Source organism: Rubrobacter taiwanensis (assembly GCF_004337705.1).
In the GTDB taxonomy this organism is placed as follows: Bacteria; Actinomycetota; Rubrobacteria; order Rubrobacterales; family Rubrobacteraceae; genus Rubrobacter_C; species Rubrobacter_C taiwanensis.
Genome location: NZ_SKBU01000001.1, coordinates 140757 through 160702, shown reverse-complemented (window position 1 = coordinate 160702; position 19946 = coordinate 140757). Strand labels below are relative to the sequence as shown.

The 19946-nt window shown below is 67.6% G+C and carries 19 protein-coding genes; 9 read left to right on the top strand and 10 right to left on the bottom strand.

The window, feature by feature from the left end:
- Window positions 1-229 precede the first annotated feature (229 nt).
- Window positions 230-433: a hypothetical protein gene (locus E0L93_RS00770; protein WP_132687257.1), complete on the bottom strand. Its 204-nt coding sequence runs from the start codon at window positions 431-433 to the stop codon at window positions 230-232.
- A 123-nt stretch (window positions 434-556) separates the two neighbouring features.
- Window positions 557-1117, bottom strand: a complete 561-nt coding sequence (locus E0L93_RS15620; RefSeq protein WP_243638045.1) for a septal ring lytic transglycosylase RlpA family protein — start codon at window positions 1115-1117, stop codon at window positions 557-559.
- Between the two features lie 246 nt (window positions 1118-1363).
- On the opposite strand from E0L93_RS15620, the gene E0L93_RS00760 reads away from it, so the two are divergent.
- A complete protein-coding gene (locus E0L93_RS00760) occupies window positions 1364-1981 on the top strand; it encodes a helix-turn-helix domain-containing protein (RefSeq protein ID WP_132687256.1) in 618 nt (205 codons plus the stop codon).
- Window positions 1982-2047: 66 nt separating this feature from the next.
- Here E0L93_RS00760 and E0L93_RS16385 read toward each other — a convergent pair whose 3' ends face one another.
- Window positions 2048-3184, bottom strand: coding sequence for a septal ring lytic transglycosylase RlpA family protein (locus E0L93_RS16385; protein WP_279387429.1), 1137 nt, complete (start codon window positions 3182-3184; stop codon window positions 2048-2050).
- A gap of 384 nt (window positions 3185-3568) precedes the next feature.
- Here E0L93_RS16385 and E0L93_RS00750 point away from each other — a divergent pair, with 384 nt between their 5' ends.
- Complete coding sequence (locus tag E0L93_RS00750; RefSeq protein ID WP_132687255.1) at window positions 3569-4576, top strand: aldo/keto reductase; 1008 nt, start codon at window positions 3569-3571, stop codon at window positions 4574-4576.
- A gap of 29 nt (window positions 4577-4605) precedes the next feature.
- Window positions 4606-5328, top strand: a complete 723-nt coding sequence (locus E0L93_RS00745) for a chlorite dismutase family protein (RefSeq protein WP_132687254.1) — start codon at window positions 4606-4608, stop codon at window positions 5326-5328.
- A gap of 301 nt (window positions 5329-5629) precedes the next feature.
- Here the strand turns inward: E0L93_RS00745 and E0L93_RS00740 are convergent, their stop codons facing one another.
- The 6 genes from E0L93_RS00740 to E0L93_RS00715 all read right to left on the bottom strand — a co-directional run bounded on the left by E0L93_RS00740 (window position 5630) and on the right by E0L93_RS00715 (window position 14078).
- The gene (locus E0L93_RS00740; protein WP_132687252.1) at window positions 5630-6400 is read right to left on the bottom strand and encodes a sulfotransferase family protein; all 771 of its coding nucleotides are present in this window, start codon (window positions 6398-6400) and stop codon (window positions 5630-5632) included.
- On the bottom strand, window positions 6397-7590 hold the full coding sequence (locus E0L93_RS00735; RefSeq protein WP_132687251.1) for a glycosyltransferase family 1 protein: 1194 nt from the start codon (window positions 7588-7590) through the stop codon (window positions 6397-6399). The genes E0L93_RS00740 and E0L93_RS00735 overlap by 4 nt, the downstream gene beginning before the upstream one ends.
- 165 nt (window positions 7591-7755) lie before the next feature.
- On the bottom strand, window positions 7756-8817 hold the full coding sequence (locus tag E0L93_RS00730; protein ID WP_132687250.1) for a glycosyltransferase family 4 protein: 1062 nt from the start codon (window positions 8815-8817) through the stop codon (window positions 7756-7758).
- Window positions 8810-9781 carry an aminoglycoside phosphotransferase family protein gene (locus tag E0L93_RS00725; RefSeq protein WP_132687248.1) on the bottom strand — a complete coding sequence of 324 codons (972 nt, stop codon included), beginning with the start codon at window positions 9779-9781 and terminating at the stop codon, window positions 8810-8812. The genes E0L93_RS00730 and E0L93_RS00725 overlap by 8 nt, the downstream gene beginning before the upstream one ends.
- Window positions 9778-11544 carry an ABC transporter ATP-binding protein gene (locus tag E0L93_RS00720; protein ID WP_132687247.1) on the bottom strand — a complete coding sequence of 589 codons (1767 nt, stop codon included), beginning with the start codon at window positions 11542-11544 and terminating at the stop codon, window positions 9778-9780. Before E0L93_RS00720 ends, E0L93_RS00725 begins: the two co-directional genes overlap by 4 nt.
- Window positions 11544-14078, bottom strand: coding sequence for a glycosyltransferase (locus E0L93_RS00715; protein WP_165874064.1), 2535 nt, complete (start codon window positions 14076-14078; stop codon window positions 11544-11546). Before E0L93_RS00715 ends, E0L93_RS00720 begins: the two co-directional genes overlap by 1 nt.
- A 222-nt stretch (window positions 14079-14300) precedes the next feature.
- On the opposite strand from E0L93_RS00715, the gene E0L93_RS00710 reads away from it, so the two are divergent.
- The 6 genes from E0L93_RS00710 to E0L93_RS00685 all read left to right on the top strand — a co-directional run bounded on the left by E0L93_RS00710 (window position 14301) and on the right by E0L93_RS00685 (window position 19582).
- Complete coding sequence (locus tag E0L93_RS00710; RefSeq protein ID WP_243638044.1) at window positions 14301-15182, top strand: PLP-dependent cysteine synthase family protein; 882 nt, start codon at window positions 14301-14303, stop codon at window positions 15180-15182.
- A 2-nt stretch (window positions 15183-15184) separates the two neighbouring features.
- The gene (locus tag E0L93_RS00705; protein WP_165874063.1) at window positions 15185-15604 is read left to right on the top strand and encodes a M67 family metallopeptidase; all 420 of its coding nucleotides are present in this window, start codon (window positions 15185-15187) and stop codon (window positions 15602-15604) included.
- Between the two features lie 26 nt (window positions 15605-15630).
- Complete coding sequence (locus tag E0L93_RS00700) at window positions 15631-15909, top strand: ubiquitin-like small modifier protein 1 (RefSeq protein ID WP_132687241.1); 279 nt, start codon at window positions 15631-15633, stop codon at window positions 15907-15909.
- 52 nt (window positions 15910-15961) lie between these two features.
- Window positions 15962-17149 carry a molybdopterin-synthase adenylyltransferase MoeB gene (moeB, locus tag E0L93_RS00695; protein WP_165874062.1) on the top strand — a complete coding sequence of 396 codons (1188 nt, stop codon included), beginning with the start codon at window positions 15962-15964 and terminating at the stop codon, window positions 17147-17149.
- 98 nt (window positions 17150-17247) lie between these two features.
- Window positions 17248-17886 (top strand): M23 family metallopeptidase, encoded by a 639-nt coding sequence (locus E0L93_RS00690; RefSeq protein ID WP_132687240.1) that lies wholly within the window; start codon window positions 17248-17250, stop codon window positions 17884-17886.
- A 40-nt stretch (window positions 17887-17926) separates the two neighbouring features.
- Window positions 17927-19582 (top strand): FAD-binding dehydrogenase, encoded by a 1656-nt coding sequence (locus tag E0L93_RS00685; RefSeq protein ID WP_132687239.1) that lies wholly within the window; start codon window positions 17927-17929, stop codon window positions 19580-19582.
- A 1-nt stretch (window position 19583) separates the two neighbouring features.
- On the opposite strand, the gene E0L93_RS00680 is transcribed toward E0L93_RS00685, so the two are convergent.
- On the bottom strand, window positions 19584-19928 hold the full coding sequence (locus E0L93_RS00680; protein WP_132687237.1) for a histidine triad nucleotide-binding protein: 345 nt from the start codon (window positions 19926-19928) through the stop codon (window positions 19584-19586).
- Window positions 19929-19946: the final 18 nt, after the last annotated feature.

The window sequence follows — 19946 nt, the reverse complement described above, 5'->3', positions numbered from 1 at the left end:
TTCGTAGCGTGCGGGCATATCTCCACCTCGGTCGTTGGCTTGCCCTCCGAGTGAAGCAGACATTTGCCTATATGTCGATTCGCCCTAGTAGAGCGGTACCGGAGAACGTAAAGAGGGAGCCGGTCAGACTCCGGCTCCCTCTTCTCAGTCATCATGAAGGGGGATGAACAGCCCGCTTTTTGAGAGTCGAGAGGGTCGTACCTTACTGTGCATCCCCCTTCACAAGACCTCAGGAGAGCATCCCGCGCAGCTCGGCGACCATGTCCAGCCCCTGCTGCTTGCACAGATCCTTGGGGCGCATAATCGCCTGCTCGTCCAGCAGATTGCGGGTCCGGGCCTCCTTCTCCAGGTGACGCTCGATCACGTCGATCGCCCGATCCACATCCTCGCGGGTGAGCTCCCGAGTCTTCTCGTGAGAGATCGTGGTGGTCACTCGTACCTCACCTCCTTCCTGGGCCCTGTTTGGCGGATATTGTAACTTTTGTCCGCCAGCCTGCCCTCAGGTTATAGGCGCCACCACCGGATGTCAAGAAAATTGTTGGTGGCCCGGGAGACCCTAGTAGTAGAGCGTCTGCCCTCCGTAGATGAAGTCGGGGTCGGCTATGCCGTTGACGCCGGCGAGATAGCCGACGGACACCCCCAGTCTGGCAGCGATGCCACTCAGAGTGTCCCCCGGCTGTACCACATACCCTCCCCCAGAAGGAGTGTAAACGTCCCCCGAATAACCGCCGGAAGCCGCCGGGTAACCGCCGCCTCCCACGGGCGTAACCGTTACGTAATCAACGCCGGCAGCCGTAAGCCCCAGAGCCTCAGCCGCACCCTGCGACAGATCCAGCTCCCTGCTCCCCACATACGGCCCCCGGTCGTTGACCGTAACCTGTACGCTCCGGCCCCCGTAGCTGACCAGTAGCTGCGTGCCCAGCGGCAGCGTCTTGTGCGCCGCCGTATAACCCCACGGGTTATAGATCTCGCCGCTGGCCGTGGGATTTCCCTCGAAACCCGGACCGTACCAGGAAGCAAGCATGGTCTGCGCCTCGGCCCGGCCCTCCGTACCAAAGACAGCAGTAGCGGCGATCAGCAGCGCCACCACTATCTTCAAAACACTCAACCTAAACAATATGTCTACCCCCTCCTGAAGCAAACCTTTGCGTCTATCTGTACTAGATCGTGAAGGTTTCGCCGGCATTCTAGTCTTCCCGGCGGGGAGTTCAAGGGGGCTGGGGCGGCTTATCTCGCTGCGCCGCTCAAGCAGCGATCGTTTCGTGCTTTCTCTCCCTCTGATTATCCCGGGCGCTTCGTCGGGAGTCGCGTGGGAATGGGGGAGAACGGGGCATTTATTGCGCCGTGATGCAGCCTACGATCGGTGCTACAATGTTTCGGGTTCGATCGGGAATTTTGCAAATATCTGCGTGATAAGAGCGGAGGGAAGGAAATTTACACCGTAGACGAGGTCAGCAGCCTGCTCGGGGTTCCCCGGCCGACCCTTTACCGATACTTGAGAGAGTATTCCATACCCCATGTTCGGCAGGCGGGCCGGATCGCGATCCCGGAGGACTCCGTGGACCTCATCCGGGAGGCGCGCGAGCTGCATGAGGAGGGCATGAGCATCGAGTCCGTACGCCGGCGGCTGCGCGAGGGGGAGGTGGACTTCCGGACGCTGCTGGAGCGGCTGGACGAGATCTCGCAGTCCGTACGCGAGCTGCGGGAGGGGGTCTCGCGGCGTGAAGCGGTGGAGCCCTCCGCCCTGAAGACCCTCTCGGAACAGATGGAGTCCCTGATCTCGGCCGTCTTCACCTTGACCGAGATCTCAGAGAGCCTTCTGGCGAACACGCAGGAGGAGCCCGGAGACCGCATCGCCTCTCTCGAGAGGCGGCTCGACGAACTCTCGGAACAGATGGAGTCCCTGATGGAGATGGCCACCTATCTGGTAAACGTGGCCTCCGTGCTCAAGCCGAACAGCCGCCGCCAGAGCGCTGAATAGAGAAAAGACGCGGCTCCCGGCTTCGCGCCGGGAGCCGCGTTCGTTCCGTTGCGGGTTACGGAGTTCTTAGCCGGCGATCCGGCGGATCAGTATGCCACCGCCTAGAAGAAGAGCGAGAGCTCCGCCGGCCAGCGGCAGGAGCGGCGCCGCTCCCCCCGTGTCCGGCAGAACGGCGATCCCGAGCTCGTTGACCGGAAGCTCGATCTCCGTACCCACCGCCGCGGCCGGCTCTTCGGTCTCGACACGGACAGGCCCTTCCTCCTGCGCAGCGGCGGCCGGTTCCTCGATCACGACCCTCTCCTGAACGGTGATGTTCTGGATGATCTGCTGGCAGTACTGGACCTGGGCCTGCGTCAGGTTCTGGAGTGAACCGTCGGTGCCGTACTGGTACTGGAGAGCCCCCTGCCCGCCGAAGAAGGCCACGCACTGCTGCACGCCTACCGGCTCGCCTCCCGCCTCTGCGCGCGCCGAAGGGGCAACCTCCTCAGCCCCCGACGCCGGCTCATCGTACTGGTAGCTCTGCACACCACCGTACTGGTAGCCCTGCACGGACTCCTCTACCGGCTCCGCATACTGCTGCTCTTCCCGCAGCAGCTCCTCAGGAGCCTCGTACTGAACAGCGGCCGCAACCTCCCGCGATTGCGAATCATCATCCGGAACCCCGGCACCGGCAGACACCGCAGCGGCGCTCTCGACCGCCTGCGGCTCAGGGGCAGCCTCCTGTTGCTGCACCGCCTGCGGCTCAGGGGCCGCCTGCTGCTGAGGCTCGGCAGCACCGCCGCCCGCCGGACCGGAGTACGGACCGGTGGGCGTGCCGGGATCCACAAACTGAACATCCACCGTGGCCGTCCCAACCGCCGTTAGCCCTATGGCATCGGCCGCAGCGCGGGAGAGGTCGAGATCCGCGCCGGAGAAAGGCCCCCGGTCGTTGACGCGCACCACAACCGAGTTCCCGCCATAGGTGACCAGAAGCTTGGTGCCGAAATCCAGCGTCCGGTGAGCGGCCGTGTAGTCGTTCGGATCGAACGGCTCCCCGCTCGCAGTGAGATTGCCCTCAAAACCCGGACCATACCAGGTGGCGACCATCTGCTGCTGGGCGCCGACCGAACCTACCGCCAGAAAGACCGCAACGAACGCCGCCGCCACAGCCAGTAGTGCCGGGATCAGAAACCTGCGCGAGAAAATGCCAGGTAAGCTACCCAATCAATCCCCCTCCTGCTTGAGTGGTTTGCTACCCTGTCGTTGCTAGCGGCCCACCCTACCAGCATCCACGCCCGGGTCAAGACGCAGAGCCGGCCCGCTCCTCGGGAATCCTCCCCCTTCACCCCCCGCTTTCCAAAACCGGAGCATACAGTCTTATCTCGCCGAGATAAAGCAAAAACCTTGTGAATGCGGGGATAAAGCGCAATTATTATCTTGCTGAGATACGAAAAGAGCTCGACGTTAACGATTTCTTAACCCGGGACAAAAATTTCTCAAAAATTTTGCCGTTAGGAGGAGTTGAGAAGGTCTCCACAGTATTCGGGGTATCGGTAGGTTATGATATGTCGCAGATTCTCTGCAGCGGTGGCTATGCGAGAGGAGAGCATGAGGTACCGGGATCTTGGAAGCACGGGCATTAAGGTCTCCGAAGTAGGTTTCGGTGTCTGGACTGTGAGCACGGGCTGGTGGGGCGAGGTAGACGACCGCCGGGCCGTGCGCTTGATGCGCCGTGCGCACGAGCTCGGGATCAACTACTTCGACACCGCCGACACCTACGGTGCGGGCAGGGGTGAGACGCTGGTCGCTGACGCCTTCCGGGGGCGGCGGGATGAGGTCGTGATCTCGACCAAGGTCGGCTATAACTTCTACGACCATCCCGAGCGCCGGGGGCAGCAGGAGCGGCCGCAGGACTGGTCGGAGAAGTTCATCCGGTTCGCGCTGGAGCAGAGCCTCCGGCGGCTGGAGACGGACTACATAGATTTTTTGCAGCTTCACAACGCCAAGATGGACGCCATAGAGGACGACCGGCTCTTCGAGCTGCTGGAGGAGTTCAAGCGCGAGGGCAAGATCCGCTCCTACGGTGTCGCGCTCGGGCCGGCGATAGGCTGGCTCGAGGAGGGCGTCCGGGCCATGCGCGAGCGCAAGGTGGACGGGGTGCAGATGATCTACAACCTGCTGGAGCAGGACCCCGGCCGCGAACTGATCCGGGTGGCGGGCGAGACCGGCGCCGGTCTCGTGGTGCGTGTCCCCCACTCCAGCGGGATGCTGGAGGGCAGATACGACGAGAACACGACCTTCGCCAGAAACGATCATCGGCGGCATCGGCCGCGGGAGTGGCTCCTCACGGGGCTCAAGAAGGTCGAGAAGCTGCAGTTCCTGACGGAGGAGCGCACGCTGGGGCAGGCCGCGCTCAAGTTCGTCCTGGCCTCGCCGGAGATCTCCTCCACCCTGCCGAACATCTACGGCGAGGAGCAGCTCGAAGAGTTCGCGGCGGCTCCCGAGACCCCGGACCTCACCGCCGAAGAGCTGAACCGGATAGCCGGGCTGTACGAGTCCAACTTCGGGCTCGGCGAGCAAACCGCCGTCGGTGCCCGGCGGCCGGCGGAGAGCTGAGCAACAGCTCGAGGACCAGAGGAGCGACGATGACCGAAACCCGGGAGAGAGCACAGTCCAGAGAGGAACGGCAGGCCCCGGCCCAGTACATCAACTACGTCTTCTTCAAGCTGGACCCCGCGTGGCGGCGGCTGCCGGAAGGCGAGCGCGAGCGCGGTAAGCGGGAGTTTCTGGAGGTCTACGAGCGCCACCGGGAGAACATGCTGCTGCGCTCGTACTCCCTGATGGGCCTGCGGGCCGACGCAGACTTCATGGTCTGGCGTATCTCCTACGACCTCGAGGACTTCGAGCGGATGACCGGCGAACTCGTGAAGACCGGCCTGGGCCGCTACCTGCAAGTCAGCCACTCGTACTTCGCCATCTCGCGGCGCTCGATCTACGTCGGAGAACATACCCCGGGCTTCGAGAACCGGCAGTACATCGTGCCCGGTGAAGGCGAATACCTCTTCGTCTACCCCTTCGTGAAAACCCGCCGGTGGTATAGTCTCCCGCTCGAAGAGCGGCAGCGCATGATGAACGAGCACATGCAGATCGGCCGCAAGCACTACCCGATCAAGAACAACACCGCCTACTCATTCGGTATCGACGACTACGAGTTCATCCTCTCCTTCGAAGCCGAAAGCCCCCGGCACTTCCAGGACCTGATGATGGAGCTGCGCGAATCCGAAGCCAGCTCCTATACCGAACTGGATACCCCGATCTTCACCTGCCGGAGTAAGCCGATGCCCCAGATACTGGACTTCCTGGGCTGAAACAAGTTATACTGGGGTGCACGCACCAACCAAAGGCCGGAGAGTCTGTGTGCGGAGGCTCTCCGGTTTTCGTTTGGCAATTCTTACAGTAGCCCGGCAATCTTGCAGGAACACAGCCTCTCTCTGGAGGAAGCGCAGAGTCCCGGGAGTTATACCGGGTGTTTGTCTAGCGGTGATACACCGGATAAAGGGATAATCCCCCTCTTCGGGCAGTGAATCTCTCTATCTAGCCCGCGCCATGAGAGTCGACGTCCGGAGTTGCGCTCTCGCATTTATCTGGTCTGGTTCCGGCTGAGAGCTGTCAGACGTCCCAGGGGTACTCCGTCCCCAGCAGCTCGTACAGGCGCCGGTTGTGCGGGCGGAAGTACTCGATCAGTCTCCGGCGGGTCTCCGGGCGCATATCCTTCCAGTAGCTGCCGGGCATGTAGGTGTTGTATTCGTCCAGCCTCAGGGGCGGCAGGTCGAGGAAGGCGCTCACGCGGTCCAGGGCGGCCTCCGGGTCTTCGAAGAGCGCTTCGCTGTTGAGGACTAAGAGCTGCTCTCTCGGGAAGTGCGCGTACCACCGCTCCAGTTGCTCGGCGTAGCGGCTGCGGGCCAGGTAGGAGTGGCGGCGGTGGAGCTTGCTGTCGTAGGTCTCGTCGGCGAGCAGCCGGGCGGTCTCGTCCCGCAGCCGCGCCTCTTCGGCCTCCAGGGCTTCCTCGAAGGCGAGCGGCTCGCGCCAGTTGCGCACCTGGTGCTGGTAGTGGGAGTAGGTGCGGTCCACGGGGTTGCGGAGGATGGCTATGAGCTTGATCCGGGGGTCGAACTCGAAGACCCGCCGGGGGGCGTGCGGGTGGAACATGTAGTACGGGGACGCCTCTCCGGTCAGGGTCTCCTTTCCCCGGTCTTGTGGGAACTGCGCGAGGTACCAGCCGTAGCCCCGCCGGAAGCTCTCGTGGGCGAAGAAGTCTACCTGTTTGGTGGCGGCCGGCGCGACGCGGGGGTGCTCCGTCAGGTAGCGGTAGAGCGAGGTCGTGCCGCTCTTCTGCGCCCCGATGATGATGAAGTCCGGCCCGCGGTCGTTCGCGCTCATCCCGAGTTCCTCAGCGCGGCCTCGATCAGCTCGTTCAGCACCCGGTCGGAGCCGAAGTACTCCGCGGCCAGCTCGACCGCCGCGGCCGCGTGGCGCTCCGGGTCGCTCGCCAGTTCCTCTATGGCCGCCGCCGCTTCATCCGGCGTGGCGAACGCGAACAACCCCTCGCCGGTGGGGATGGGGAAGCCCGTGTCCTGCACGACCGCCGGAACGCCGAGGGCTAGGTAGCAGGCCGTGCGGCAGGAGAACCAGCCGCTGCGGCTCTCCACGTAGGCGTTCTTGGCGACGCTCCACTCGCCCAGGGAGCTCGCCAGGTAGCTGCGGTAGACCCCCGGGTCACACGACACGGCGCCGGGATCGGTGAGCCGCCAGCCGCGCTCCCGCAGGCGCTCGACGGGAGCCTCCCCGCTGAGCGCAAGCTCCAGGGGCAGCGCGCTGCGCGCCGGGAGGTCCAGGAAGCGCTCAAGCTCCAGGCTCTTGCCGCCGTAGGCCACGCCGTCCACGACCAGCTCCCGCTTCGAGGGCTCCCAGGAGGCCACGGTGGTGAGCACCGGGCGGCGCCCGGCGACGGGGATGCGAGCGTCCCGGAAGAGGTCCAGGACGACGGGCTGGCGCGTCGGGGTCCAGTCGAAGAGGGCGGCGGGGATGCGGCAGTCCGGCGCTCCTACGTTCTCGCCGAAGGTAAAGAACGCGTCGTGGCGGCGGAGCATCTCGATCCGGGCCCGGTCCAGCTCGTCCGCCGTGCCGGCGAGGTAGTCCGGGACCGAGGCCTGGGTGTACATGGGGTCGCTGTCCACGAAGGCGACGGTGCGGGCCGCGAAGTACTCCTCCCGCATCCAGCACGAGGCCGAGAGGTGCAGGAAGAGGTCCGCCCCCCGGCAGAAGCGGACGACCTCCCCCCACTCACGGCCGTAGGTCCGTCCGGTGGCGTCCCGGAAGAACCAGCGGTCCTTCAGGTCCGGGTCGAGCGCCGCGATGCGGCGGGCGAGCAGGTCCGCGTGCCGCCCGCCGTGCTCCACGAAGGTATGTGTCACCGGGTCGTAGCACCAGATCTCGGGGTCCTCGACGTAGAGCACGTCGTGCCCCAGCCGGCGCAACCCGAGCGGATACTGCATGTAGTCCCAGAACACCCCGCCGTACGGGTAGGTCGCGGCGAGTCCGGTGACGGCGACGCGCAGCCGTTCAGCCACCGCTACACTCCAGCGCCGCGCGCAGGTCGGTATCCGGGCCCATCGCCAGCCGCGGCAGCCGGTACGGGTCCGCCACCGGGAGGCCCGCCGCCCTCCGGGTGGTAGAGCGTATTGGCCACCAGCCAAGCGGTGACCGTCACGGCCGCGCCTCCGGCAACGGGGGGCTCACGAGACCCACAGCGCCTCCCCTCCGGCGGAGCGGCCGGCCATCCTGCGATACAGGGCCTCGTACTCGGCGGCCATGCGCCGGTAATCGAAGCGCCGGGCGGCCTGGCGGCGGACGCGGTGGCGGTCGAGGGCTACCGTGCGGGGGATGATGGCGGCCAGGGCGTCCGCGTCCCGGGCGTAGAAGCCGGTCGCGTCGCGGTCCACGATCTCGGGCACGGCGCAGCGCTCCAGGGCCGCCACCGGCGTCCCGCACGCCATCGCCTCGACCATGACCAGCCCGAACGGCTCGGAGAAGAGGCTCGTGAACAGGAGCGCTCCGGCCCCGGAGAGCAGCTCGTTGCGCTCCGCGGCGCTCACCGGGCCGATGTACTCCACGATCCGGCCGTCCACAAAGGGCGCGACCTCGGCCTCGAAGTACGCTTCATCGGGCCGGGGCCCGGCCAGGACGAGGGGCATGCCGACCTTCCTCGCCGCCCGGATCGCCTCCACCGGGCCCTTGCGTTCGATCATGTGCCCCAGGAAGACCAGGTAGTCGCCGGCCTCCGGGTTGAACGGGAAGCTCTCCACGTCTACGCCGTTGTAGATGACGGGAATATTCTTCAGCCCCTCGAACTTGCTGCGGTGGTAGCGGGAGAGGGCGACGAAGCGCGTCCCGGGGTAGCGGGCGTAGCACTCGCGCACGTCGCCGCCGGTCGGGACGTGGTCGGTGTGTACGGCCGGCGTCTCCACCAGGCGGGCGAAGGGGGGAGCGAAGTGGTAGACGTGGCTGTGGATCACGTCGAACTCCCCCGCCCGCTCGAATGCGGCTCCCAGGTGCACCAGCTCGTGGTACTGCCAGGTGTCCCACATCCGCCAGTCCTTCTTGTAGCTGTGGGGGTAGTCGGCGTGCAGGCGGGCCGAGGTCTGCGAGTCGCCGGTGGCGAAGAGCGTGACCTCGTGGCCCCGGCGCACCAGCTCCTCGGTCAGCAGCCAGACGATCTGCTCGATCGAGCTGCCCGTCTCCGGCGCGACCGGTCCGGCGAGCGGGGCCACCTGCGCGATCCTGAGCCGCTCAGACATCTTCCTCCAGGCGCTCCCAGGTCTCCTCCATGCCGTCAAGCAGCCGCTCCACGAACTCCGGCTCCTCACACCCCCGGACCCACCACCGCAGGTACCATACCCGGTGCAGGGCGCGGCAGTGCTCCAGGTCGCGGTAGAACCCCTCCCGGTCGAGCGGCGCGCGGCGCTCGAACTCCTCCAGGTACGCCGCGAGCAGGCGCGGCTTCTCAGCTCCCCAGCCGGAGAGCAGCTTCGCCACGTCCCACGCCGCCACCCCCACGGCGGCCCACTCCCAGTCTATGGGCCGCACGCGCGGGCCGGGCTGCACGTTGAGGTTGTGGCAGGAGGCGTCGCCGTGCACCAGCGTCTTCGGCCGCCGGGCCAGGTACTCCGCCGCGGGGCCGAGGTAGCGTCCGGTCAGGGCGTCGAAGCGGGCGAGAGAGCGCGGCGTGCCGCGCTCGTGCAGGCTGCGGCGGGCCTCCTCCGCGAGCGCCCGCCAGAACTCCGGGCCGTGTGGGAGCAGGCACCCTAAAGAGAGCAGCTCCTCCTCCCGGCCGTGGCATTCGGCGTGCATCCGGGCCATCCACCGGAAGGCCGCCGGCCACACCTCCGCCTCGCACCACTCCAGCTTCCACCTGCCCACGTCCTCCAGGAAGAGCCAGTAGAGGTCCCGCTCCTCGTCGTAGAGCGCGGCGTAGAGCTCCGGGGCGTCGAACCGGCGGCCGGCCAGCAGGCGGCGGTAGAGCAGCACCTCCCGCTCCCGGCCGTCCGCGTCGCGCCGGAGCCGCTTGAAGATGGCGATGAGCGGCTCGCCGCTCTCCAGCGTGGCCCGCAGGCGGTAGACGGGGTGCGAGCTGTAGGTGTCCAGCGGTTCGCACTCCACGCCGGTCACGCGCACCGGCCGCCTATGTCTCTCGCTCAGGCCCCGCTCCAGCACCCCGGCGGGCGCGGGCTCTGCGCCGCGGGCGAGGCGGCGCGCCGTCATTCGGCCAGCTCCGGGCGAAGGACGTTCGGCGTGCTCTCCACGAGGCGGCCGTCCTCTATGCGCAGCCGGGCGTCGCAGTGCTCCAGGGTGGAGAGGCGGTGGGCGATCATGAACGCCGTGCGGTTCTGCATGAGCCGGTCCATGGCCTCCATGATGGCCGCCTCGGTCTTCGTATCCACGGAGCTGGTGGGCTCGTCGAGGATGAGGATGGGGGCGTCCTTCAGGAAGGCGCGGGCGAGCGAGATGCGCTGGCGCTCGCCGCCCGAGAGGCGCATGCCGCGCTCCCCGACCGTGGTGTCGTAGCCGTCGGGCAGCCGGCGGATGAAGTCGTGGGCCCCGGCGGCGCGGGCGGCGGCCTCGATCTCACGCTCGCTCGCCCCGGGCCGGGCGTAGGCGATGTTCTCCGAGACGCTGGTGGAGAAGAGCACCGGCTCCTGCAGCACGATGGCGAACTGGTTGCGCAGGTCGGCCAGCCGGTAGTCCCGCAGGTCCACCCCGTCGAGCAGTATCCGGCCCGAAGTGGGGTCGTAGAAGCGGGTCAGGAGGCTCACGAGGGTCGTCTTGCCCGCGCCGGTCGTGCCCGCGATGCCGACCCGGGTCCCGGGCGGGACCTCGAAGGAGATGTCCTCCAGCGCGGGGCTAGCCTCCCCATCGTAGGCGAAGGTGACGCTCTCGAAGCTCACGTGTCCGCGGGCGCGGGAGACCGGCCGGGCGTCCGCCTTCTCCTCGACCTCGGGCTCGTGGTCCAGGAGCGTGAAGGCCCGCTCGGCGCTAGCCAGCGAGTTCTGGAGGTCCCCGATCTTCTGGCTTATCTTCTCCAGCGGCTGGTAGAGCTGGGCCATGTAGCCCATGATCAGGACCAGGTTCCCGAGCGTGAGCGTGCCGGCCTGCACGCTGAGCGCCCCGAGGTAGAGGACGGAGGCCATCCCCGCCGCCATGATGACGCCGATCATCAGCCCGAGGCCGCTCTCCTGGAAGGCCAGCCGCACCTGCGCCCGGAAGCTCTCCCGCGCCCGCCCGAGGAAGCGCTCGCGCTGGAGGTTCTCCTGGCCGAACGCCTTGACCACCCGGATGCCGCCTAAAGTCTCCTGCACCACCTTCATCGAGGAGCTCTCCAGCTTCTTCTGCCCCTTCCAGCCCTTGCGCAGCCGCGGCCCCCACACCCGCAGCACGAGCAGGAGCAGCGGCGCGACGATCATGGCTATGGCCGCGAGCCGGAGGTCTATCCGGGCGGTGACGTAGATCATGCCGACCAGCGTGACGGTCGAGGAGATGAACGGTACGATGCCGTCTATGGCGATCCACTTTAGCGCCGGGGCGTCGTACTGGATGCGGTAGGTGGAGTCGGTGGTGCCCCGGGTGTCGTGGTAGGAGAGCGAGAGCTTCTGCGCGTGGCGGAAGAGCCGGCTGCGGAAGCCCATCACCAGCATCTCGCCCGTGTAGGTGCGCAGCACGGAGCTGGAGAGCCCCTGGACCTGGGTGAGCAGGGCGATGGCCACTACCAGGGCGGCCGCCAGGACCAGCAGCGCGGTCGCAGAGCCGGTCATGAAGTCCGGGAGCGCCGCGTCCAGGAACGCCGGCAGCGGGTCGTCCCCGAGCACCGAGTCCACGACGAGCTTGAGCGGCAGCGGGTTGAGCAGCGCGATGGGCGTTGAGAGCAGGCTCAGGAGGAGGATGCCGACCATGTGCAGCCGGTAGGGCCGGATCTCCTTGAATACCCGGCGGTAGATCTCCGGCGCGCTGTAGTCTTTGCTGTGCTCCATTACGGTCCGCCCGGCTTCTCATCCGCTCCGAGGCTCAGGGCCCGGCGTACCCTGCGCCGGAAGACCCAGCCCTCCACCAGGAAGGCGGCTGCCACGACCGCGGCCACAGCAGCCGCGGCGACCGGCGACCAGATGAAGGTCCCGTCTCTCAGGGCCGCGACCCCGGCGACCGGGTTCGGCGGCCAGGCTCCCACGAGTAAGACTACCAGAGCGGCCGCGAGGAGGGGCTTTGTCCGCGGCCGCCACTTCGAGCGCAGATAGGCCGCCTCCCCGTAAAGGCAGGAGACGATCAGAACCCGCCAGAACAGGAAGGAGTCGCAGAGCAGGTCCTCCATGCCCCAGGCCGGAGCGCTCCGGGCCTTGAGGCGCTGCGCCCGCAGCCGGTTGCACACCTCTTCGAGGAAGGCCGTCCGCTCGGCCTCCCCCACGCCTTCGGCTACGAACATGCCCCCTCCGGCGGGCCGCAAGGGCGGGAAGCGTCCCGCCAGCGCCGAGACCGGCGGGTAGGCGAGCTTCCAGGACCGGAGCCGCCCAACCTCCCGGGCCACCGGCTGCAGGAGATAGAGCCAGCCGATGAGGCTCCCCCACTTCCAGGCAGGCTCGATGCCCTCCCGCCCGGCCACCCGCCAGCCGTGGACCAGACAACCGGCCAGCAGCGCGCCCGCAGCGAAGACGGGCAGGGGCCACAGGTGCGGGTCCAGCGCGGCCAGCAGGACGAGCGCGAGCAGGACGTAGAGGAAGTGCGAGCCGCCGATCCCGGAGCGCTCCTGGTAGAGCCGCTGGAACGGCGCCTCGCCGAACCGGCCCGTATAGACGAAGGTCCGCCCCGGCACTATGGAGGCGGGGCCGTAGATGACGCCGCGCCAGATCGCCCGCCCCAGGCCGTTGAACTTGTCCGGGTGGTTTCGGGCCACCAGCGCCTCCGCCCGGCCGTAGCCGACCTGCTGCCTCCAGAAGTCCCGCACCCGGCCGCGGGAGTGGTGCCAGACCAGCGCCGCCGGGTGGAACCGGATGGTGTACCCGAGGTCCAAAAGCTTCCAGCACACGTCCACGTCGTCCCCGGCCGCCCGGTAGATGGGGTCGAAGCCCCCGATCTCCGACAGCCGGTCCCGCCGGTAGGCCATGTTGCAGCCCGGCACGTGCTCGGCTCGCTCGTTGTCTATGAGGACGTGGACCGGCCCGCCCGGAGCGCGGGCGATGCACTGCGCCACCGGCGGGTCCTCCGGCGGCGGGAGGTTGGGCCCGCCGGCCCCCGCGGCGTCCGGCGCTTCGAGCGCCAGCACCAGGTAGGTCAGCCAGTCCGGGTCGGCCCGCGCATCGGCGTCTATGTAAGCGACGATCTCGCCGGTCGCGTTCTGGAGCCCCAGGTTCCGCGCCCCCGACAGCCCGAGCCGGCCGCCCTGGATCAGGCGCACCGGATACTCCCGGGCTATCCCGGCCGTGCCGTCCTCGGAGCCATCGTCCACTACCAGCACCTCGTAGTCCGGGTACTCCAGCCGCTTCAACGATTCCAGGCACTCCCCCAGCGTAGCCTCCGCGTTGTAGGCGCAGACCACCACGGAGGCCCGCGGCCACTCCTCCCGCAAATCCGGCAGCCCGCTCCGGTAGTGGTTCGCCACGACCTCGAAGGCGGGCTTGGGCTCCCGGTCCTCGCGCGTGATACCGAAGCTCCACCCCTCTACCCGCCGCTCCTTGACCCACCAGTCGTCGGTCCAGGAGAAGACGCAGGTACCGGCCAGCCCCGCCTCCCGCGCGGCGCGCAGCTGCCAGTCCAGCACTTCCGCCTGCCGCTCCTCGCCGTGCAGCCTGGAGTCCAGCCCCAGCTCGGTCAGAACCAGCGGGCGGCCACCGGCCGAGACCTGTAGCTGGGTGAGGTAGCGCCGGAAGGCGCCCTCCTCCTCCAGGAAGATGTTGTAGCACTCGAAGTCGAAGCAGGAGGTATCCAGGTACCCGGTCGTGGGGTAGTTGGCGTAGGAGAAGAGCGCCTCCGGAGCCGCCTCCTTGCCGGTCTCATAGAGGCCCCGCAATGCTTCCTCGACCCTCTTCCGGCCGTGCCAGCGCACGATGGAGCCCGGGATCTCGTTCCCCAGGATAAAGCCCAGGACGGCCGGATGCCCGGCAAGCTCGCGCACGGTCCGCCGCACGGTCTCCCGGGCGGCAGCGGCCGTCTCGCGCAGCAACTCCCGCGTCGGCCGGGCCGTGTAGAGCGGGTCCTCCCACCACACCCCGACCAAGAGCTTCAGCCCCTGCTGCTCCGCCAGGTTCAGGAGCCGCGTGTCCGGGACCGTGTAGACGCGCACCGCGTTTACACCCGCCGCAGCCATCGTTGCGAAGTCCCGCTCGACCCGCTCCGGAGCGGGGAAGAGCCCCAGCTCCCCCGGCGCGAACGTGCCGTAGGTAACTCCTCGCATGTAAAACCTGCGACCGCCGAAGCTGAAGAATTTGCCATCGACGGCCGGTCCCGTAGCGGGTCCTGATCCAGCCCCCCGTCGGGAACCATAGGTCCCCGGGAGAAGGCTGCCCTCCTTCCTCAACTCAGCTCAATCCCCCGCAGAGCTTTAACGTGCAGTTAACCTCCTTTTACACTCTCCGCTCTGCGCGTCAATGTGCAGCGGGAGGCCGGAGGAGAACTCTAATGCATTTCTAAGAGAACTCTAACCAAGTTCTAATCTCCTGGACTCGCGGCAAACGACCGGTATAATAATCCCGATATGTTTACTCGGATTAAGCGGGCGCTCGGGGAGCGCATGGTAGATATGGTAGGAAGCACTCCGCTTCTGGAGCTGCCGAAGATCTCTCAGGAGGTTCCGGGGGTCACTATACTGGCGAAGGCGGAGTGGTACAACCCTGGTGGTTCCGTCAAGGACCGGCCGGCGTTGTGGATGATCCGGGAAGGGGAGCGGAGCGGGGAGCTTGCGCCCGGCAAGGTCATCCTGGACGCCACGAGCGGGAACACCGGGATAGCGTACGCCTGGATCGGGGCGGCGCTCGGGTACAGGGTCAAGCTCTGCATGCCCAAAAACGCCAGCGAGGAGCGGAAGAAGATCCTGCGTGCCTACGGGGTAGAGACGGTTCTAACCGATCCCGGCGAGGGTTCCGACGGGGCGATCCGGGAGGCGCGGCGGCTGTACGCGGAGGAGCCGGATCGGTACTTCTACCCCGACCAGTACAGCAATCCGGCCAACCCCCGGGCGCACTACGAGGGGACGGCGAACGAGATCTGGGATCAGACCGCGGGCGAGGTCACGCACTTCGTGGCGGGTCTGGGAACGAGCGGCACATTCGTGGGCACGGCCCGGCGCCTCAAGGAGCTCAACCCGGCCGTCCGGTGCGTCTCCTTCGAGCCGGACTCCCCCTTCCACGGTCTGGAGGGGATGAAGCACATGCAGAGCGCCCTGGTGCCTGAGATCTACGACCCGACCCTCGCGGACGCCAACCTGCGCACCTCGACCGAGGAGGCGTACGCGATGGTAAAGCGGCTGGCGCGCGAGGAGGGCGTCCTGGCGGGCATCTCCGCCGGGGCGGCTGTTGCAACCGCACTGAAGGTGGCGCGGGGGCTGGAGTCGGGCGTCGTGGTCACGATCCTGCCCGACGCGGCGGACAAGTACCTGAGCGAGCAGTTCTGGGAGGACGAGTAAGGTTGGCGCTGAAGATCGGGCAGGGGGATCTCCGGAACATCCACCGCCACGCCGAGGAGGCCTATCCCGAGGAGTGTGCGGGCGCTCTGGTGGGCATGGATGTGGGAGAGGTGAAGATAGTAGTCGACGTCTGGCGCGCGGAGAACACCCACGAGGAGGAACGCAGCCGGCGCTTCCTCATCCGGCCCGAGCAGGTACGGGAGTTCGAGGAGCGTGCCCGGGAGCGGGACATGGATGTTCTGGGTTTCTACCACTCCCACCCGGATCACCCGGCCGAACCCTCCGAGTACGACCGGGAGCACGCCTGGCCTTACTACTCGTACGTCATAGCCTCCGTGACCCAGGAAGGGGTGAAGGACGTCAAGTCCTGGGTGCTGCGCGACGACCGCTCGGGGTACGAGCAGGAAGAGCTGGTCAGGTAATCTTTAAGACGAGAGGAGTTTCAGAGATGCCGAAGGTCAAGATTCCCACCCCCCTCCGCCAGTACGCGGGCGGTAACGCCGAGGTTGAGGTCTCCGGGAGCACCGCCGGGGAGGCGCTCAGGGATCTCACCGAGCGGCACCCGGAGCTCAGGAATCACCTCTACACCGGCGACGGCAAGCTGCGGTCGTTCGTGAACGTGTATAAGGGCGATGAGGACATCCGCTACCTGGACGGGCAAGAGACCGAGATCTCCGAAGGGGACGAGCTCTCCATCATCCCGTCCATAGCCGGCGGAGAGTCGTGAAACCCGGCGCCGGGGAGAGACCGCGCCGGTTACCGGAAGGAGTGTTGCAAACGTGAGAGAGTCGGCGATCTCGCACAGGATCTCGGAGAACGGGCAGGTGGAGCTGTCTCAGGAAGAGATCCGGCGCTACAGCCGCCACCTCATCATGCCCGAGGTGGCGCTGGAGGGCCAGAAGAAGCTGAAGGCGGCCCGCGTGCTGACCATCGGGGCCGGAGGGCTCGGGAGCCCGCTCGCGATGTATCTGGCGGCGGCGGGCGTCGGCACCATCGGCGTTGTGGACTTCGACGTGGTGGATGAGTCCAACCTGCAGCGCCAGATCATCCACGGCACCTCGGACCTGGGGCGGCCGAAGCTCCAGAGCGCGAAGGAGAAGCTGGAGGATATCAATCCCAACGTGAAGGTAGAGACCTTCGAGGAGGCGCTCAGCTCCGAGAACGCGCTGGACATCTTCCGCGACTTCGACATCATCGTGGACGGGACGGACAACTTCCCGACCCGCTATCTGGTCAACGACGCGTGCGTGCTTACGGGCAAGCCGAACGTCTACGGCTCCATCTTCCGCTTCGAGGGGCAGGCGAGCGTCTTCTGGGCCGAAGAGGGGCCGTGCTACCGCTGCCTCTACCCCGAACCGCCGCCCCCGGGTCTGGTGCCGAGCTGCGCCGAGGGCGGGGTGCTGGGGATACTGCCGGGCGCTATCGGGACGATCCAGGCCACCGAGACGGTCAAGCTCATCCTCGGGATCGGCGAGCCTCTGATCGGGCGTCTGCTGCTGTATGACGCCCTCGGCATGCGCTTCCGGGAGATGAAGCTGCGCAAGGACCCGAACTGCCCCATCTGCGGTGAGAACCCGACGGTCACGGAACTCATCGACTACCAGGAGTTCTGCGGCATCCCGCAGGCGCAGGCCGCCGCGCAGCAGAATGCGGTGCCGGAGATCTCCGTCCGGGAGCTGAAGGAGAAGCTGGACAGAGGAGAGAACGTTTACGTGCTGGACGTGCGCGAGCCGCACGAGTACGAGATCGCAAACCTCGGCGCCCGCCTCCTTCCGCTCGGCGAGCTGCCCGAGCGGCTGCACGAGCTGGACCAGAACGCCGAGATCGCCGTCCACTGCAAGACCGGCGGCCGCAGCGCGAAGGCGGTGAAGCTGCTCAAGGACGCAGGGTTTGCGAACGTCTACAACGTGAAGGGCGGCATCACCGCCTGGAGCGAGGAGATAGACCCGAGCGTCCCGAAGTACTAGAGAAAGGCTTCGGAGGAGCGGGCCGGGATCTTCCGGCCCGCTTTTCCGTGCCCGTTTCACAACCTGCGCCTCCGGCGGGCGGTAGACTCGGAAGACGAATGGATACCCGAACCTCATCGCACGCGGCCGAACACCCGCCGGAGAGGCGCAAGCCCCGGCGGGGCGCCGGCATCCTGCTGCTGGCCGCGCTGATCTTGATCGGGGGGATCTGGCTGCAGGACGCCCTCACCTACGACGGACCGCGGGAGGCGGTCTTCCCGCTGCCCCTGCAGGAGGCGGAATACACGAACGACTGGGGCGCGCCCCGGCCGCAGGGGCCGCACGAGGGCACGGACATCTACGCTCCCGAGGGGACCCCCATCTACGCCATCACCGGCGGCACGGTAACGGGGAGCGGCTGGAACACTTTAGGCGGCTATACGGTCATGGTCCGGGCCGCCTACGGTATCGGTCCCGTGGAGCGTGGCGACCTTTTGTACTACGCTCACCTGCGCGAACCCTCGCCGCTGGAGCCGGGAGACGAAGTAGTAGCCGGGCAGAAGATCGGGGAGGCCGGAAGAACCGCCGGAGAAGAGGAAGGGACCGTTGCGGGCTTCCCGCCGCACCTGCACCTCGGATGGTACGAGGGCTTCAGCCTCTTCGGAGAGAGCCGCGCGCAGGCCGAGAGCGGTGCGATGAACCCCTACCCGCTCCTGCGCTGGATCGAGAGCGGCGGCGGGAGGGTGACACCGGAGTAACGCTGGCGGCTGCCAGTCCTCCGGCGGTAGTATGTAGGCGATGGCCTACGACGCGGACGCGATAGTAGTCGGGGCCGGGCTCGCGGGGCTGGTCGCCGCGGCGGAGCTGGCGGACGCGGGACGGCGCGTGATACTGCTGGACCAGGAGCCGGAGCGGGCCCTTGGCGGGCAGGCCTTCTGGTCGCTGGGCGGGCTCTTCATGGTGGACACGCCGGAGCAGCGGCGGCTCGGGGTGCGGGACTCATACGAGCTGGCACTCTCAGACTGGATGTGCACCGCGGGCTTCGACCGGGAGGAGGACCGCTGGCCGCGCCGCTGGGCCGAGGCCTACGTGGCCTTCGCCGCCGGAGAGAAGCACGCCTGGCTCCGCGAGCAGGGCGTGCGGCTGTTCCCGCTCGTCCAGTGGGCCGAGCGCGGGGGCTACGGAGCCCGCGGTCCCGGCAACAGCGTGCCGCGCTTCCATATCGCCTGGGGGACGGGGCCGGGGGTGCTGGAGCCGTTCGTCCGCCGGGTGCGGGCGGCGGAGGAGAGGGGCCTGGTCGAGCTCCGCTACCGCCACCGGGTGACGGAGCTAATCCGGGAGGGAGGGGCGCTCTGTGGGGTGGGTGGGGAGGTGCTCAAGCCGGACTCCACGCGGCGCGGTGCTCCTAGCTCGCGGGCGGTGCGCGGAACCTTCGAGCTGCGGGCGCAGGCCGCCGTCGTGGCCTCGGGCGGCATCGGGGCCAACCACGACCTCATCCGGCGCAACTGGCCGGAGCGCTACGGCGAGCCGCCGCAGGAGATGCTCTCCGGCGTTCCGGACCACGTAGACGGGCTGATGCTCGGGGTGGTCCGCAGAGCCGGGGGGAGCATCATCGGCGAAGACCGGATGTGGAACTACCCGGAGGGGGTGGCTAACCACTCGCCCATCTGGAGCCGGCACGGCATCCGCATCCTGCCCGGCCCCTCTTCGCTGTGGCTGGACGCTGCCGGTGAGCCGCTGCCCTTCCCCCTCATCCCCGGGGCCGACGCGCTCGGGGCGCTGGAGCACATCGCAAAGAGCGGCCACGGCTACTCATGGTTCGTGCTCAACCGGCGCATCCTGGGCAAGGAGTTCGCCCTCTCCGGCTCGGAACAGAACCCGGACCTCACCGGCCGCAGCTGGCCCGCGGTCCTCCGGCGGGCTCTGCCCGGCGCCCCGGCGCCGGTGGAGGAGTTCGCCCGGCGCTCGCCGGAGTTCATCGAGGCCCAGGCTCCCGAGGAGCTCGCCCGGCGCATGAACGCGCTCACCGGCGAGGGGCTCGTAGATCCGGCAAAGCTGCGGGAGGTCATCGAGGCGCGCGACCGGCAGGCCGCCTCCGGGCTCGGCAAGGACCCGCAGCTCGCCGCCATCCGCTCCGCCCGGCGCTTTGTGGGGGACCGCCTGATCCGGGTGGCAAGACCCCACCGGCTGCTAGATCCTGCCGCGGGGCCTCTGGTGGCCGTCAGACTCTCCATCCTCACCCGCAAGACCCTGGGAGGGATAGAGACCGACCTCGCGGGAAGGGTACTCGGAGAGGACGGGGAGCCGGTGCCCGGACTGTACGCCGCAGGAGAGGCCAGCGGCTTCGGAGGCGGCGGGATGCACGGCTACCGGGCGCTCGAGGGCACCTTCCTCGGCGGCTGCCTCTTCTCCGGCCGGGTGGCGGGAAGGGCGGCGGCCGCCGCCGTGGGGTAGGCTAGCCCGGCGGCCAGCCCATCCGCCGGCCGCCGAGCACGTGCAGGTGGATGTGCGGCACGGTCTGGTTGGCGTCCGGGCCGCAGTTGAAGACCGTGCGGTATCCGCCGTCCAGGCCCTCGGCGGCCGCGATCTTCTTCGCGACCACGAAGAGGTGCCCGACGAGAGCCTCGTCCTCTTCGGTCAGATCGTTGAGCGAGGGGATCGGCTTGCGCGGCACCACGAGGACGTGCGTAGGAGCCTGCGGGTTGATGTCCCGCAGCACCACGCACTGCTCGTCCTCGTAGACGATGTCCCCGTCCAGCTCGCCGTCCATGATCTTCTGAAAGAGCGTCTTCTCGGCCATGAAGTCAGATTAACGGGT